This window comes from Streptomyces sp. NPDC037242 (assembly GCF_055604165.1).
Map to the genome: position 1 here is coordinate 226992 of NZ_JBVJUY010000010.1, position 15175 is coordinate 242166.

Here is a 15175-nt window from a genome sequence, read left to right on the forward strand (position 1 = left end):
ACCTTTTTCTTGGAGTCCTCACCCAGAAAGAAACACCCCAACCCCCCCCGGGGGCCGACCCCCCCCCCCCCCCCCCCCCCTCGGTGCATCGTTCGTTCGTACCCAGGGGGTGTCTGCCGGGCGTCGCGACGCCACGGACACCCGCCGGACACCCCCTGCTAGCCCTTGGCGACCGGGCGGTAGGTGCAGACGTTGACGCCGTTAGGGCTGGTGACCGTGGAGACCAGTTCGAGCGTACGCAGGCCCCCGTCGGCGGGGAAGATCGACTTACCGCCGCCGGCGAGCACCGGCATGATCATGAGCCGGAGCTCGTCCACCAGCCCCTCGGCCAGCAGGGTGCGGACGAGCGTGGGGCTGCCCATGACCAGCAGGTCGCCGCCCTCGCGCTTGTGGAGCTCCCGGATGCGGTCGACGGCGTCGTCGCCGGGGATGAGCGCGGTGTTGTTCCACGTCAGGTCGGACTCGGTGAGCGTGCGGGACACGACGTGCTTGGGGATCGCGTTCATCTGGTCGGCGAACGGGTCGCCGGCCCGCTCGGGCCAGGCCCCCGCCATCGTCTGCCAGGTGCGGCGCCCGAACAGCAGCGCCTCGGCCTTGGACGTCGCGTCGGCGAAGGCCCCGCCCACGATCTCCGGGTCGAAGAACGGGTGCGACCAGCCGCCGTGCGCGAAGCCGCCGTCGGTGTCCTCCTCGGCTCCGCCCGGCGCCTGCACGACGCCGTCCAGGGTCATGAACTCACTGATGACGATGCGCATGGGACCTGCTCCTCGCGTTGGTTCGTATCCGCTCTACGGAAATGCAGACCGCCGGCCCGGCGCAAACTCATCGCACCCCGGACTGTGACCCGCACCACACGGCGACCGGTCACCAGGCCAGCTGGGAGATCTCCTCCGCGACCACCGCGCATGCGTCCGCCGCCGGGTCGATGAGCGGGAAGTGGCCGATCCCGTCCAGCAGGGTCAGCCCCACCATCTCCCCCGCCTGCGCGGCCGCCGCCACGTACGCCTCCGCCACCGCGTCCGGGACCACGATGTCCTCCCGGCCCTGCACCACCGCCGTGGCGATGCCCGTCGGCAGCAGCGCCGCCGGATCCGCGTACGGGCGGCGCTCCTCGAACAGTGCCCCGCCGCCCAGCAGTTGCGCCGAGGCCCCGCCGCACACGCCCAGCTCCTCCGCGACCGCGAAGTCCGCGATGGGGGCCAGCGCCACCACGCCGCGCAGCAGCGGCGGGGCGGGCAGCCGCCACGGGGACCCGGTCGGCAGTACGTGCCGGGCCGCGGCCCACAGGGCGAGGTGGCCGCCCGCGGAGTGGCCGGTGATCACCATGCGGCGGGGGTCCGCCTGCGGCAGGGCCGCCGCGGCGAGCCCGGGCAGGGCGTCCATGGCCGCGGCCACGTCGTCGAAGGTCTCGGGCCAGCGTCCCGCCACGGGCCCCGCCGCGTCCTGGTGCGGCAGCGAACGGCCGCGCCGGTACTCGACATTGGCCACGGCGAAACCCCGGCGGGCCAGGAAGTCCACGAAGGGGGTGATGTGTTGCCGGTCGTACGGGGCGCGCCAGGCGCCGCCGTGCAGGACCACGACCAGCGGGGCCTGGACCGCGGCCCCCTCGCCGCGCGGGGCGTAGAAGTCGACGACCTGGTCGGGGTGTTCACCGTAGGCCGCCGTCGCGTCGGGGGCGACCGGAGGATGGGAGAAGGCCGAGGCGGCCTCGGCAGCGTCCCGTTCCACTGCGGGGTCCGTCATCGACTCAACCTCTCGGTAACGCGTGGGACAGCGGGGACTGATGTTCCGGTTGTTCCGGTGTTCCGGCAGAGCGGGACCGTATCAGGCCTCAACAGGACGTTCCTTGCGGGGTGGGCCGCATACGCGGGCGGGCGGAGCCGTAGCCCCGCCCGCCCGGTGATGTGACGTTTCGCTACCGGGTCACCCGAAAATGTGACCCAGTGTCCGCGCCGCACGCTCCGCATCGGCGAAACCGACGTACAGCGGGGTGAAGCCGAAGCGCAGGACGTCCGGGGCTCGGAAGTCCCCGATGACGCCCCTCGATATCAGCTCCGCCATGACCTCGCGGGCGTTCGCGGTGCGCAGCGAGACCTGGCTGGCCCGGTGGGCGTGCTCGGCGGGGGTAACCGACTCCACCACGCCCTCGGGGACGTACGCCGCGACGCACTCCAGGAAGAAGTCCGTCAGGGCGAGGGACTTCGCCCTGACCTCCTCGATGGAGACCCCGTCCCAGGCGTCGAGCGCCGACTCCAGGGCGAGCATCGACAGGATGTCCGGGGTGCCGACGCGGCCGCGGACGGCTCCCCGGGCCGGCGCGTAGTCCGGGGTCATCGCGAAGGGGTCCGCGTGACCGTTCCAGCCGGGCAGCGGGGAGTCGAACTCCTGCTGGTGGCGGGCGGCGATGTACAGGTACGCGGGCGAGCCGGGGCCGCCGTTGAGGTACTTGTACGTGCACCCGACCGCCAGGTCCACGGCGTGGGCGTCGAGGCCGACGGGGAGCGCGCCCGCGGAGTGGCACAGGTCCCAGACGGCGATGGCGCCGGCGGCGTGGGCCGCGCGGGTGAGCGCCGGCAGGTCGTGCAGGCGCCCGGTGCGGTAGTCGGCGTGGTTGAGCAGGACCACGGCCGTGTCCGGCCCCATGGCGGCCGCCGCGCCCTGCGGGTCCACCGGGGTGACGGTCAGGCCGGTCATCCGGGCCGCGGACTCGGCGATGTAGCCGTCGGTGGGGAAGGTGGCGGCGTCGACCAGCATCCGGGTACGGCCCGGCCCCGCGAGGCGGGCGGCGCCGACCAGGGCCTTGAAGAGGTTGACGCTGGTGGAGTCGCCGACCACGGTCTGGCCGGGGGCCGCGCCGATGAGGGGGGCGAGCTTGTCGCCGATCCGCTCGGGCGCGGTCCACCAGGTGCCTTCGGACCAGGAGCGGATGAGGCTGGTGCCCCACTCCTGGGTGACGACCTCGGCCAGTCGCTGCGCGACGCCGGCCGGCAGGGCGCCGAGGCTGTTGCCGTCGAGGTAGACCACCCCGTCGGGCAGCTCGAAGCGTTCGCGGAGCTTGGCCAGCTCGTCGGCGGCGTCCAGCTGCGCGGCGCGGGCCGCGAGATCCGCTGTCGGCTCGGACGCTGTCGGCTCAGACATGGCTGCGCGCCGTCCACAGCTCGGGGAACACGTTCTTCGTCGCGCGCTTCTCCAGCCAGGTCACGCCCGCCGAGCCGCCCGTGCCCGTCTTCGCGCCCATCGCGCGGCGGGTGGCGACCAGGTGGTCGTTGCGCCAGCGCCAGACCAGTTCGGCCACGTCCGTGAGGACCTCGCCCAGCCGGTGCAGGTCCATGTTCCGGTCGGGGTCCTCGTACAGGGCCGTCCAGACGGCCTCGACCTCCTGCGAGGGCTCGTAGCGCAGCGCCAGGTCGCGGTTCAGGACCGCTTCCGGGACCGGGAGCCCGCGGCGGGCGAGCAGGCGCAGGACCTCGTCGTAGAGGCTGGGCTCGTGCAGGGCCTTCTCCAGCTCCGCGTGGACGCGCGGGGCGCCGCGGTGCGGGACCAGCATGGAGGAGGACTTCTCGCCGAGCAGGAACTCCATCCGGCGGTACATCGCCGACTGGAAGCCGGAGCCCTCGCCGAGGGCGGCGCGGTAGGCGTTGAACTGGCCCGGGGTGAGCTGGGCGAGCGGGCGCCAGGAGGAGTTCAGGGCCTCCAGCTCGCGGAGGGAACGTTTCAGTGCGTCCATCGCGACCGGCAGGTCGTCCTCGCGCAGCGCCTGGGCGGCGGTTTCCCACTCATGGACGATGACCGTGAACCACAGCTCCATGACCTGGGTCGTGACCAGGAAGACCATCTCGCCCGGGTCGTCCGAGCGCAGGTGCTGGAGGTGGGTCAGGACGTCCGCCTGGACGTAGTCCTCGTACGGGGTCGTGCCGGCGAAGTCGAGGTTCGGGGTGTCCGAACCGCCGTCTCCGGAGGCATCAAGGGTGTGCGACATCGCTGTCTCCTCGACACGTGCTTCCGGGTAGCGGTCCGCTCCTTCCGGTGAGGTGAGTGGAGCTCCGGTCCCCTGTCCGCATCATAAGACCGGGTTGGGGAGGCACTCCAATAGGGAGTGGGGTAGGTCACATTCCACTTCCGGCCGGGCCCCACACGAGGCCCGGCCGGAAGTCACCGGAACACACCGGCGGACACCCGCTGCGTCAGGCGGCGAGCGCGTCCGCCGCCGTCTGCGAGGAGTCGCGCAGGAAGGTCGAGCACCGCTCGTGCTCCTCCTTCTCGCCGATCGCCTCGGCCGCACGGGCCAGGGCGTTCAGGGCGCGCAGGAAGCCGCGGTTCGGCTCGTGCTCCCACGGCACCGGGCCGTGGCCCTTCCAGCCGGCGCGGCGCAGGGCGTCGAGGCCGCGGTGGTAGCCCGTACGGGCGTAGGCGTACGACTCGACCGTGCGGCCGGCGGCGAACGCCTCGTCGGCCAGGGTCGCCCAGGCGAGGGAGGAGGTGGGGTGCGCGGCCGCCACCTCGACGGCGGGGGTGCCCGCGGCGAGGGCCTCGCGGCCCGGCTCGTCGGGGAGGTGGGTGGGGGCGGGGCCCCCGAGCAGGTTCTGGTGAATGGACATGCGACCAGTCTGGGGCATCGCCGCCCGGCGGCCCGAAGGGCCCGGGCCGACAAGCCGAAGGGCCCGGCCCGCCGTCTCTCGACGGCGGCCGGGCCCCTGGTTCGTACGGTGCTCGACTACTTCAGCTTCGTACCGGTCGAGCGCAGGTTCGCGCACGCCTCGGTGACGCGCTTGGCCATGCCGGCCTCGGCCAGCTTGCCCCAGGTGCGCGGGTCGTAGGTGGACTTGGTGCCGACCTCGCCGTCGACCTTCAGGACACCGTCGTAGTTGCGGAACATGTGGTCCGCGACCGGGCGGGTGAAGGCGTACTGGGTGTCGGTGTCGAGGTTCATCTTCACGACGCCGTTCTCCAGCGCGGTGGCGATCTCCTCGGCCGTGGAGCCCGAGCCGCCGTGGAAGACGAAGTCGAACGGGGAGGACTTGCCGTACTTCTCGCTGACGCCGGCCTGGAGGTCCTTGAGGAGCTCGGGGCGCAGGACGACGTTGCCCGGCTTGTAGACGCCGTGCACGTTGCCGAACGAGGCGGCCAGCAGGTAGCGGCCCTTCTCGCCCAGGCCGAGGGCCTCGGCCGTGCGCAGCGCGTCGTCGACGGTCGTGTAGAGCTCGTCGTTGATCTCGTGGCTGACGCCGTCCTCCTCGCCGCCGGTCGGGGTGATCTCGACCTCAAGGATGATCTTCGCGGCGGCGGCCTTGGCGAGCAGCTCCTGGCCGATGGCCAGGTTGTCGGCCAGGGTCTCGGCGGAGCCGTCCCACATGTGCGACTGGAAGAGCGGGTTCAGACCGCGGGCCACGCGCTCGGCGGACACCTCCAGGAGCGGGCGGACGTAGCCGTCCAGCTTGTCCTTGGGGCAGTGGTCCGTGTGCAGCGCGACGGTGATGTCGTACTTGGCGGCGACGACGTGCGCGAACTCGGCCAGGGCCACCGCGCCCGTGACCATGTCCTTGTTGTACTGGCCACCCAGGAACTCCGCACCACCGGTGGAGATCTGGATGATGCCGTCGCTCTCGGCCTCCGCGAAGCCGCGCAGTGCAGCGTGCAGGGTCTGGGTCGAGGTCACGTTGATCGCCGGGTAGGCAAACTTGCCTGCCTTCGCCCGGTCGAGCATCTCGTTGTAGACCTCGGGGGTTGCGATGGGCATCTGTCCGCTCCTTGGATGTGCGGGGAGTGTGCTATTGCTGGCCCTGACCTGGGGGCGACGTCGCCGTCGGGGCTATCTTTCCAGACTCCGCCCAACACTCCACCCCGCCGGTCGCCCCACATGGCCGAACGGGGCGGAGTGTTTCACGTGAAACACTCCGCCCCGTCGAAAAAGACCAGGTCAGGACCTGCCGCGGGACGTATGGGGACCTAAGTCACCACTTGTGCCGGGCCGGGCTGGGCCGGACCGGGGTCAGGAGAGCCCGAGGTCCCCGAGCTCGTAGCCGGTGAGGTAGGGCAGACCCGCCCCGGCGATGGCGTCGGCCGCCCCGCGGTCGACGATCGTGGCGACCGCGACGACCTCGCCGCCGGCCTCACGGACCGCCTCGACGGCGGTCAGCGGGGAACCGCCGGTGGTGGAGGTGTCCTCGACGACCAGGCAGCGCTTGCCCTTGACGTCGGTGCCCTCGATGCGGCGCTGCATGCCGTGCGCCTTCTGCGCCTTGCGGACGACGAAGGCGTCCAGGCGCTGCCCGCGCGCGGCGGAGGCGTGCAGCATCGAGGTCGCGACGGGGTCCGCGCCCAGGGTCAGGCCGCCGACGCAGTCGAAGTCCAGATCGGCGGTGAGGTCCAGCATGACCTGGCCGACCATCGGGGCCGCCTCGCCGTCCAGGGTGACCCGCCGGAGGTCGATGTAGTAGTCGGCCTCCATGCCGGAGGAGAGGATCACCTTGCCGTGCACGACGGCCTTGTCCTTGATCTGCTGCAGAAGCGCATCGCGTACGTCAGTCATGGCCACGAGCTTAATTGGGCGCTACGAGAGCCGCCGCCAGGTCCACGTCGTGGAGATCTCCAGCGGGTCCACCGGAGTGACCAGCTGCGGCAGCGTGTTCAGCCCGTTCGGCGGGCCGGACTGCGGCTCGACGCAGACGGCCTCGGACTCCTCGTCGTAGACGACCACCCATTCGGAGCGGCTGGTGACCTTCAGTTCCAGCGCGCCCGGCCAGGTGAGGGTGACGTCGACCCCGTCGGGCATGCCGAAGCAGTCGTCCCAGGGGCCCGGCTTGGGGTCGACCCGGTTGCCGGTGGGCAGGTGGTCGGCGCCGCGCTCCTCCTGCCAGCCGGCCTCGAAGTCGATGCGTACGTCCTCGCCGAGACCGAGGTTGCGGTGGAACCAGGGGTGCCAGCCGGCCTGCGCCGGGAAGGAGTCCTCGTACGTCTCCACGCCCATGGTGAGGGTCAGCGCGTTCTCACCGAGCTCGAAGAGCTGGGTGACCACACCCCGGTACGGCCACGGGTCGCCCAGCTCGTACGTGAAGGCCGCCCCGGTGGCGGTGGCGCGGGCCGTGCGCCAGACGGCGTCGCGGCCGAAGCCGTGGATGGCGTGCGGCGGGTGGTTGACGGGCAGCTGGTGCAGGGTCGCACCGTCCTGGAACTGACCGTTCCTGGTGCGCCCGCACCACGGGACCATCGGGAAGGAGCCGTACTTCGGCCCCTGGCGCAGGAGCTCCGTCCCGTCGATCCGCAGACTGCTGATCCGGCAGCCGTTGTCCTGGTCGATGGTCAGCTCCGCGCCGCCGGCGCTCAGTTGCGTGCTCATGCGACCGACCCTAGGGCCTGTCCGGCGGCCCGGTGGCCAGCGGCGGCGCGGTCAGCGGCGGCGGCGCAGGGCTCGGCCCAGGACGACCGCCGAGGCCACGGCGAACACGGCCGCCGGGGCGAGCCAGCGCAGGCTCGCGCTCGCCGCCGCCGCGCCGGGGGCCGGAACCGGGGCGTAGCGGCCGCGCGGGGGTGCGTGGTCGACCTCCTCGGCGCTGCGGCCGATCATCGTGCGGCGCGCGTGGGCGGCCTCGGCCGGCGGGCGCAGAGGTCCGGCGAGGTCGTCGAGGTCGCCCAGGTCGCCGAAGCTGCCTTCCAGGAAGGGGTCCAGGGACGGGGGCGGCACCTCGGTGTCGAACACGGACGCGGTGACCTCGGTGATGTCGTCCCCGATGTCCCCGTCGTCCCCGGCGTCGTAGCCGGCCGCCTCCTCGGCCTCGGCCACCACGTCCGTCACCGGTTCGGCCGCCGCTTGCGCGCCCTGCGGCCCGGGGGCGGCAGCCGCCGTCGCCAGGTGCGCGGCGGCCCGGTCGAGGAGCCGGCGCACGGCGGTGGCGGTGGCCTCCGGGGCGAAACCGGCGGCGCGTCCGTCGGCGGCGCCCTCGGCGGTGAGGTCCAGGCGGGTCCCCCCGTCGGCCGGTGTCAGCCGCAGCCCGAGGGAGAGCTTGACGGTGCCGCTGCCCCGGACCTCGGTGCCCTCGCCGTCGAAGGTGAAGTGGCCGGGCTCCCGCTCGGTGACGGCCAGGGTCCCGCGATAGGTCACGGTGTGCCCGCCGACCCGTACCTTCAGCCGGCCCGACAGCGGCCCGGACTCGGTGTCGGCGTCCTGTTGGAGCCCTGGCACGCAGCGCGCCACCCGGGCGGGATCGCGCAGCACGGCGCGGAGGTCGGCTGCCGGTACCGGAACGAACACCTGATGCTCCATGCGGTCGAGCCTACCGAGACGACCGACTCCCGCCTACGTATAGCGCGGGTGCGGAAGCGTGGACGGCGGGAGCCCGGGCAGCCGCCCGCGCTCCGCGTCCCGCGCGGAATCGTGCAGGGACTGCGTGGACAGCGAGCGCAGGCTCGGCGTGTCGCGGTCCACGCGCAGTTCCGGCACCCTGTCGCGGGCGGCCAGTACGAACCCCCAGTCCTGCGGCGGCGCATCGGCCGCGCCCTGCGTCCGGTCGGGCCCGGCGGCGAAGCCGGAGAGGCGGCCGCCCGCGCTGTAGGGGGCGGTGAGCAGGCCCGCCGCACGCAGGGTGGCGTCGACGGTCCAGTACGTGCGCGGCCGGGTGCCGAGCGCCCCCGCGTGCACCGCGAGGCGGCCGCCGGGGCGCAGGGCCCGCGCGGCGAGCCCGTAGAACTCCTGCGAGTACAGCTTGGTGCTGGGGGTGATGCCGGGGTCGGGGAGATCGGAGACGATGACGTCGAAGCGGTCCCGTGCGGCCGGCCCGCGCAGCCAGCGGAAGGCGTCCTGCGTGACGACGCCGAGGCGCGGGTCCTCGTACACCCGGCCGTTGAGCGCGGCGAGCATCGGGTCGGTACGGGCGAGCCGGACCACCCCGGGGTCGAGTTCGACGACGGTGACGGAGCTGACGTCGCGGTAGCGCAGCACTTCGCGGGCGGCGAGGCCGTCACCGCCGCCGAGGACCAGGACCCGGGAGTGGGGGCCGGTCATCGCGGGATGGACGAGGGCTTCGTGGTAGCGGTACTCGTCGTATCCGCTGACCCGCAGGCGGCCGTCGAGGAAGAGGTCGAGGGAGCGCGGGGAGCCGGTGGCGGGGCCGGTGAGGACCAGTTCCTGCACTCCGGTCTGGACGGCGACGCGGACCTCCCCGCCGTAGACGGCCCGGCGGGCGACCCGCTCGAAGTCGTCGGCGAGGACGGTGGCTGAGGCGAGTGTCGCCAGCACGCTGACGTTCGCGGCGACCAGCAGCCAGCGGGCGCGCCGGCTGAGGTCGCGGTGGAACAGCCACAGCACCAGGCCGCCGCCGACGACGGCGTTGACGGTGCCGGTGAGCATGGCCCCGGTGAGCTGGCCGAGGACCGGGAGCAGCAGGAACGGGAAGGCGAGACCGCCGACGAGGGCGCCCACGTAGTCGGCGGCGAACAGGTCGGCGACGGCCCCGCCCGCGTCCTGTCTGCGGATGCGCTGGATCAGGACCATCAGCAGCGGGATCTCCGCGCCGATGAGCACGCCGATGGCGAAGGAGAACGCGACGAGCGCGGGCTGGGACTCCCCCAGCCAGGCGAAGCTCGCGTACAGGGCCATGGCCGAGAGCCCGCCGAGCAGTGCGAGTCCGGCCTCGACGGCGGCGAAGCCGAGGGCGGGGCGGTCGCGCAGGCGTTTGGCGAGCAGGGAACCGACGCCCATGGCGAAGACCATGACGGACAGCACGACGGACGCCTGGGTGACGGAGTCGCCGATCAGGTAGGAGCCGAGGGCGAGCAGCTCCAGCTCGTACACGAGGCCGCAGGCGGCGCAGATGAACACGGTGGCCAGGACGAGCAGTCGGCCGGTCCGGGGCCGTACGGGCAGGGCGGCCGGGACGGACGCCACGCCCCGCGGCTCCGGAGCCGGGAGCACCCCGCGCGGGGCGGAACGGTCGATCATGCAGCGAACCGTACGTCACCGCCCGCTTGCATCAAGTCACCCACATGGGTGCAACTGGCGCATCGATTCGGCCGGTTGGCGCAATCGCATCGGACCGCCCGCGCGCCGGCCCTCCCGCCCCCGCGCGGCGATCAGGACAGCAGGGCCGGGGACTCCAGGGCCGCCGCGGCCGGGGCCCCCACCCGTACGCCGACCCGGGTACGGGTGGCGACCAGCTGCCCTTCCTGCGGGTACGCGTGCCAGGTGCGCCACCGCACCTGCCCCTCGTAGCGCTGCGCCAGCATGGCGGTAAAGGCGTGCGGGCTGCCCGGGAAGGTACCGGCCAGCCCGTTCGGGTGATCCGCGACCAGCGCGAGCAACTCCTGCGCCCGCCCGGCGAACGAGCCCTGCGACAGGGTCTCGACCCGCGCGGCGAACTCGTACTCCCAGTCGCCGACCCGCTTGGCCACGCCGAGCGGCAGCGGCGTGCTGCTCCCGGGCATGCAGGCGACCGTCTCCGAACAGAGCACCTCACCCTCCTCCAGGAGCACCTGGTGGGAGGCCCCGAGCAGGCGCAACTCCACCTTTGCGCCCACCAGTTCGAGGTTCAGCACGGCCAGGGCGGGCAGCCGCTCCCGCCCGAGGGCCCAGGCCAGATCGGCGGCACGCGTGTCGGTGTAAGTGGTCTGGAGGGTCGTGAGCATGAGTCGGCTCCGCAAACGCGCGAGGGAGATGGGCCGGGGCCCGCCAGCGGTAGTCAACGGGTGGGGGGACACCGGCACGGGTCCACAGGAAGTCCAGGGAGGTCCGAGGACTGGTCTACTCAACCGAGGGAATCATGAAAGGCACGGCACTCACAGCGTTTTTACCCAACTTGACGGGGTTTACATCCCCCCGGGGGCTACACAGTTCACGTGTTCAACATGTTCCACCTGCGCAGCGTATTGCGGGGCTTTCCCGAAGGTGCCGCGACCTGCGCGGGAAGCCCCTTCCGCAGGACGAACAGGAGGACGCCCGACGGAAGTTAGCCCGCCGGGCGCCCTGACCTGCGCGGTGCCCGCTGCCCCGTGTCAGCGGGCACCGCGTGTGGAAGGAACCCCCGTCAGCAGGAATCCCCGTCAGCAGGAACCGCCTCCACCACAGGACGAGGAGGACCCGCCGCCGCAGGAGGACGAGGAGGACCCGCAGGAGGACGAAGACCCTCCGCTGTCGCCGCCCGCCCACCAGCTGCTGGAGCTGGAGCTGGAGCTGGACCCGGAGCCGGAGCCGCCGGAGCCGCTCCGCACACCGGAGACCTTGGCCAGCACGAACACGAAGACGACGAAAGCAGCCACAGCGCACAGGATGAGGAATCCGGTCATGGTCCTCGCCCCCAATCTCTCTTCCACCTCGGTCTTCCCGAGGAGCGGGATCCCCGCGTCCCGCGTGAAAGGGGGATGCCCCCTGGCCACACGGGCCAAAGCACACTTGAGCAAGTCCAGAGGTTGCCCGCAGGATGACGCCCATGAGCGCACCCGAGAGCAGCAACCGCCCCTTCCTGAACCGCCGCCTCGCCGCCTTCGGCACGACGATCTTCGCCGAGATGTCGGCGCTGGCCACGCGCACCGGGTCCATCAACCTCGGCCAGGGCTTCCCCGACACCGACGGTCCCGCGGAGATCGCCGAGGCGGCGGTGCGCGCGATCCGCGACGGCCGGGGCAACCAGTACCCGCCGGGCCCGGGCGTCCCGGAGCTGCGCGCGGCCGTCGCCGCCCACCAGCAGCGCTTCTACGGGCTCGCCTTCGACCCGGACACCGAGGTACTCGTCACCGCCGGCGCCACGGAGGCCATCGCGGCGGCCCTGCTGGCCCTCCTCGAACCGGGTGACGAGGTCATCGCGCTGGAGCCGTTCTACGACTCGTACGCGGCCTGCATCGCCATGGCCGGCGCGGTGCGCGTCCCGCTCACCCTGCGCGCCCCGGACTTCCGCCTCGACGTGGACGCCCTGCGCGCGGCGGTCACCCCGCGCACCCGGCTGCTCCTGCTGAACACCCCGCACAACCCGACGGGCACGGTCCTGACCGCCGAGGAGCTCGCGGCCGTCGCCGAGCTGGCGGTGGAGCGCGACCTGCTGGTCATCACCGACGAGGTGTACGAACACCTGGTCTTCGAGGGCTCGCACACCCCGCTGGCCGGGCTCCCGGGCATGCGCGAGCGTACGGTCACCATCTCCTCGGCGGGCAAGACGTTCTCGTTCACGGGGTGGAAGGTCGGCTGGGTGACCGCCCCGCCCGAGCTGATCACGGCGGTCCGCTCGGCGAAGCAGTTCCTGACATACGTGTCCTCGGGCCCCTTCCAGTACGCCGTCGCCGAGGCGCTGGCCCTGCCCGACTCGTACTACGAGGGCTTCCGCACCGACCTCGCCGCGAAGCGCGACCTCCTGGCGGACGGCCTGGCCGCGGCGGGCTTCGAGGTCTTCCGCCCCCAGGGCACCTACTTCATCACCACCGACATCACCCCCTTGGGTGAAAAGGACGGCCTCGCCTTCTGCCGCTCCCTCCCGGACCGCTGCGGCGTGGTCGCGATCCCCAACCAGGTCTTCTACGACGACAAGTCCGCGGGCGCCACCCAGGTCCGCTGGGCCTTCTGCAAGCGGACGGACGTACTGGAAGAGGCCGTGGCCCGCCTGCACCGCCTCCAGGAATGACGCGCGTGGCCGAGCGGGGCGCGGCGGTTTCGCCCTCGTAGGGTTTCTCCATCGTGGCGGCGCCGAGCTGGAGTCCGGCCTGTTCACGCGTATGCGGAAAGTCGGGAGACATGGCGACGACGGTGTCCGTGCGGACCCCGGCGCGGGTCCGGGCGGCGGCGGCCCCGGCCCCCGTGATCGCGCTCGGGGTGTTCGCCGCCGTGCGCGGGTCCGGGGTGCTGGTGCTCTCCGCCGCCGCCTGGTGGGCCGGGCGCAGTCCGGTCCGGGTGCTCGGCGGGTCCTGGGACTCGGTCTGGTACCTCTGGATCGCCGGGCACGGCTACGGCCGGATCCAGATGTGGCCGGCGAGCGGGTCCGTCCAGAGCGACGTGGCCTTCTTCCCGCTGTACCCCCTGCTCGTCCGGGCCGCCTCCCAGGCGATGCCCGGCGGGCTCGCCGTCGCCGGGCTCGCCGTCGCCTGGGCGGCCGCCGCGCTGGCCGCCGTCGGGGTGTACCGGGTCGGGGAGCACCTGCTCGGGGCGCGGGCCGGGGTGCTGCTCGTCGCGCTGTGGGCCGCGCTGCCGCACGCCGTCGTGCTGACCCTCGCGTACACCGAGGCGCTGCTGGCCGCCCTCGCCGCCTGGACCCTGTACGCCCTGCTGCGCGGCCGCTGGCTGTGGGCGGCGGGCCTCGCGGTGGCGGCCGGGCTGACCCGCCCGACCGGGATCGCGGTGGCGGCGGCCGTGTCGGTCGTGGCCGCGCACGAGCTCCTCGCACGGGGCGGCGGCGTACCGGGGCGCGTACTACGGGGCGGCCGCGCGGCCGAGGTGCGGGCGGCCGAGGTGTGGGCGGCCGGGCTGCTCGCGCCCGCGGGCTGGGCCGCGTACGTCCTGGCCGTCGGGGTGCGCGGGCGCGATCCGCTCGGCGGGTACTTCACCGTGCAGCGGCGCTGGGGCTCCCGCTTCGACTTCGGCGCGGGCGCCCTGAACTCCGCCGCGAAGGTGCTGACCGGCGGGCACGTGGCACTGGCGACCACCGTGACGGTGGCCGTGCTGGCCCTGGCGGGGCTGCTCGCGGTGCTGCTGGCGCTGGACCGGACCGCGCTGCCGCTGCTCGCGTACACGGGGGTGCTGCTGCTGATCACCTTCGGCGGGGCCGGCTTCTTCGAGTCGAAGCCGCGCTTCCTGCTGCCCGCGTTCCCGCTGCTCCTGCCGGTGGCGGCCGTCATGGCGAAAGCCCGGCCGCGCACCGCGGTCGTGGTGACCGGAGTGCTGGCCGGGCTCTCCCACGGCTACGGGGTGTACCTGCTCCTCGTAGCCCGGGTACCGCTGTGACGTGCTGGAACGACTAGGTCGCCAGCTCGCTAGTTCGTTTCCTCGCCCGAGTCGCCGCCCTTGTCGTCGCCCTCGGCTGCGGAGTCGACGTCCTTCTCCAGGCCGAGCTGCTCCACGAGCCACTTGTCGAACTCGATGGAGGCCCGGACCCAGCTGACCGTGGAGGACACGAAGTGCTCCAGGCTGACGCCGGTGCCGATCAGCATCTGCGCCTCGCCGATCAGGCGGACGGAGCCGTCGTCGTGCGTGTGGCTGTAGACCTTCGGCCACAGGGTGCGGCGGTTCCAGTCGTCGATCGACTCCAGGAGCTGGGGCTTCTCGTCGATCTTGTGCGGGCGGTCGTAGAAGGTCCGCACCGAGAAGACCTGCTGCTCGCCCTCGCCGCGGAACATGAAGTACGTGCGGAACTCCTCCCACGGCGCCGCGAGGTCACCCTCGTCGTCGACGACGTACTTGAGCTCCATCTGCTCCAGCAGCTGCTTGACCAGATCCTGGTCGGGGACGACGGGGCCCGCCGGTCCTGTGGCCTGCGGATCGGGCTGCTGCCCTCCGAAGTTCGGAATCGAGGCCGGGTCGATGCTCACCGTGTATTTCCCTTCGTGCGGATGAACTCATCCTCCCCCATCGCTCCCACCCCGTGTCCACCCCCGCACCCGCCTATCCGCTCCGGGCGGACAGGCGTAGGGCGCAGGTAAAGGCAGGTAAGGGCAGGTAAAGGCCCCTCCGGGGCTCAGAGCGCCTTGCCGACCAGCAGGTCCTCGCCCGCCACGTCGACCCGTACGGTGTCTCCGTCCTTGACCTCGCCGGAGAGGATCTCCTTGGCGAGGCGGTCGCCGATGGCCGTCTGGATCAGGCGGCGCAGGGGCCGGGCGCCGTAGGCCGGGTCGTTGCCCTTGTCCGCGAGCCAGGCCAGGGCCCCGGGGGTGACGTCCAGGGTCAGGCGGCGGTCGGCCAGCCGCTGGGCGAGGCGGCCGATCTGGAGCTCGGCGATGTGCGCGAGCTCGTCGCCGGAGAGGGCGGAGAAGACGACGAGGTCGTCGAGGCGGTTGAGGAACTCCGGCTTGAAGGAGGACCGGACCACCTCCAGGACCTGGGCCTTCTTCAGCTCCGCCGGGGTGGCGGGGTCCATCAGGTACTGGCTTCCGAGGTTGGAGGTCAGGATCAGGATGGTGTTGCGGAAGTCCACCGTCCGGCCCTGCCCGTCGGTGAGGCGGCCGTCGTCCAGGACCTGGAGCAGGATGTCGAAGACCTCCGGATGGGCCT

16 protein-coding genes are annotated in these 15175 nt (G+C 72.6%); 2 read left to right on the top strand and 14 right to left on the bottom strand.

Annotated elements, in window-relative coordinates; all coding sequences use genetic code 11:
* Window positions 1-158 precede the first annotated feature (158 nt).
* The 12 genes from ACZ7GJ_RS15005 to ACZ7GJ_RS15060 form a co-directional block, all read right to left on the bottom strand.
* Window positions 159-755 carry a dihydrofolate reductase family protein gene (locus ACZ7GJ_RS15005; RefSeq protein ID WP_470751856.1) on the bottom strand — a complete coding sequence of 199 codons (597 nt, stop codon included), beginning with the start codon at window positions 753-755 and terminating at the stop codon, window positions 159-161.
* 109 nt (window positions 756-864) lie between these two features.
* Complete coding sequence (locus ACZ7GJ_RS15010; protein WP_470751857.1) at window positions 865-1743, bottom strand: alpha/beta hydrolase; 879 nt, start codon at window positions 1741-1743, stop codon at window positions 865-867.
* Window positions 1744-1923: 180 nt separating this feature from the next.
* Window positions 1924-3138 (bottom strand): kynureninase, encoded by a 1215-nt coding sequence (gene kynU, locus ACZ7GJ_RS15015; protein WP_470751858.1) that lies wholly within the window; start codon window positions 3136-3138, stop codon window positions 1924-1926.
* Window positions 3131-3979, bottom strand: coding sequence for a tryptophan 2,3-dioxygenase family protein (locus ACZ7GJ_RS15020; RefSeq protein ID WP_470751860.1), 849 nt, complete (start codon window positions 3977-3979; stop codon window positions 3131-3133). The genes kynU and ACZ7GJ_RS15020 overlap by 8 nt, the downstream gene beginning before the upstream one ends.
* Window positions 3980-4184: 205 nt before the next feature.
* Entirely contained in the window at window positions 4185-4598 is a 414-nt protein-coding gene (locus ACZ7GJ_RS15025; protein WP_365923518.1) for a DUF3151 domain-containing protein, read from the bottom strand.
* Window positions 4599-4714: 116 nt separating this feature from the next.
* Window positions 4715-5737, bottom strand: a complete 1023-nt coding sequence (gene fbaA / locus ACZ7GJ_RS15030; RefSeq protein WP_365923516.1) for a class II fructose-bisphosphate aldolase — start codon at window positions 5735-5737, stop codon at window positions 4715-4717.
* Window positions 5738-5989: 252 nt separating this feature from the next.
* On the bottom strand, window positions 5990-6529 hold the full coding sequence (gene pyrE, locus ACZ7GJ_RS15035) for an orotate phosphoribosyltransferase (protein WP_470751862.1): 540 nt from the start codon (window positions 6527-6529) through the stop codon (window positions 5990-5992).
* A 21-nt stretch (window positions 6530-6550) separates the two neighbouring features.
* A complete protein-coding gene (locus tag ACZ7GJ_RS15040) occupies window positions 6551-7336 on the bottom strand; it encodes an aldose epimerase family protein (RefSeq protein ID WP_470751863.1) in 786 nt (261 codons plus the stop codon).
* Between the two features lie 51 nt (window positions 7337-7387).
* Window positions 7388-8260, bottom strand: a complete 873-nt coding sequence (locus tag ACZ7GJ_RS15045) for an SRPBCC family protein (RefSeq protein ID WP_470751865.1) — start codon at window positions 8258-8260, stop codon at window positions 7388-7390.
* 33 nt (window positions 8261-8293) lie between these two features.
* A complete protein-coding gene (locus tag ACZ7GJ_RS15050; protein ID WP_470751867.1) occupies window positions 8294-9934 on the bottom strand; it encodes a polyamine aminopropyltransferase in 1641 nt (546 codons plus the stop codon).
* Window positions 9935-10065: 131 nt separating this feature from the next.
* A complete protein-coding gene (locus ACZ7GJ_RS15055; protein ID WP_365923507.1) occupies window positions 10066-10617 on the bottom strand; it encodes a DUF2617 family protein in 552 nt (183 codons plus the stop codon).
* 414 nt (window positions 10618-11031) lie between these two features.
* Complete coding sequence (locus ACZ7GJ_RS15060; protein WP_470751869.1) at window positions 11032-11247, bottom strand: hypothetical protein; 216 nt, start codon at window positions 11245-11247, stop codon at window positions 11032-11034.
* 161 nt (window positions 11248-11408) lie between these two features.
* Here ACZ7GJ_RS15060 and ACZ7GJ_RS15065 point away from each other — a divergent pair, with 161 nt between their 5' ends.
* Window positions 11409-12599, top strand: a complete 1191-nt coding sequence (locus ACZ7GJ_RS15065) for a pyridoxal phosphate-dependent aminotransferase (RefSeq protein ID WP_470751870.1) — start codon at window positions 11409-11411, stop codon at window positions 12597-12599.
* Window positions 12600-12709: 110 nt separating this feature from the next.
* A complete protein-coding gene (locus ACZ7GJ_RS15070; protein ID WP_470751872.1) occupies window positions 12710-13912 on the top strand; it encodes a hypothetical protein in 1203 nt (400 codons plus the stop codon).
* A 29-nt stretch (window positions 13913-13941) separates the two neighbouring features.
* On the opposite strand, the gene ACZ7GJ_RS15075 is transcribed toward ACZ7GJ_RS15070, so the two are convergent.
* Window positions 13942-14496: a YbjN domain-containing protein gene (locus ACZ7GJ_RS15075; RefSeq protein ID WP_470751873.1), complete on the bottom strand. Its 555-nt coding sequence runs from the start codon at window positions 14494-14496 to the stop codon at window positions 13942-13944.
* A gap of 146 nt (window positions 14497-14642) precedes the next feature.
* Window positions 14643-15175 (bottom strand): AAA family ATPase (locus tag ACZ7GJ_RS15080; protein ID WP_470751875.1); only part of this gene is annotated, 533 nt, incomplete at its 5' end.

Coding starts and splice junctions, on each gene's coding strand:
- ACZ7GJ_RS15055 (WP_365923507.1), bottom strand. CDS start 10,617: ATGCTCACGACCCTCCAGACCACTTACACCGACACGCGTGCCGCCGAT.
- kynU (WP_470751858.1), bottom strand. CDS start 3,138: ATGTCTGAGCCGACAGCGTCCGAGCCGACAGCGGATCTCGCGGCCCGC.
- ACZ7GJ_RS15005 (WP_470751856.1), bottom strand. CDS start 755: ATGCGCATCGTCATCAGTGAGTTCATGACCCTGGACGGCGTCGTGCAG.
- pyrE (WP_470751862.1), bottom strand. CDS start 6,529: ATGACTGACGTACGCGATGCGCTTCTGCAGCAGATCAAGGACAAGGCC.
- ACZ7GJ_RS15025 (WP_365923518.1), bottom strand. CDS start 4,598: ATGTCCATTCACCAGAACCTGCTCGGGGGCCCCGCCCCCACCCACCTC.
- ACZ7GJ_RS15070 (WP_470751872.1), top strand. CDS start 12,710: ATGGCGACGACGGTGTCCGTGCGGACCCCGGCGCGGGTCCGGGCGGCG.
- ACZ7GJ_RS15010 (WP_470751857.1), bottom strand. CDS start 1,743: ATGACGGACCCCGCAGTGGAACGGGACGCTGCCGAGGCCGCCTCGGCC.
- ACZ7GJ_RS15020 (WP_470751860.1), bottom strand. CDS start 3,979: ATGTCGCACACCCTTGATGCCTCCGGAGACGGCGGTTCGGACACCCCG.
- ACZ7GJ_RS15050 (WP_470751867.1), bottom strand. CDS start 9,934: ATGATCGACCGTTCCGCCCCGCGCGGGGTGCTCCCGGCTCCGGAGCCG.
- fbaA (WP_365923516.1), bottom strand. CDS start 5,737: ATGCCCATCGCAACCCCCGAGGTCTACAACGAGATGCTCGACCGGGCG.
- ACZ7GJ_RS15065 (WP_470751870.1), top strand. CDS start 11,409: ATGACGCCCATGAGCGCACCCGAGAGCAGCAACCGCCCCTTCCTGAAC.
- ACZ7GJ_RS15045 (WP_470751865.1), bottom strand. CDS start 8,260: ATGGAGCATCAGGTGTTCGTTCCGGTACCGGCAGCCGACCTCCGCGCC.
- ACZ7GJ_RS15040 (WP_470751863.1), bottom strand. CDS start 7,336: ATGAGCACGCAACTGAGCGCCGGCGGCGCGGAGCTGACCATCGACCAG.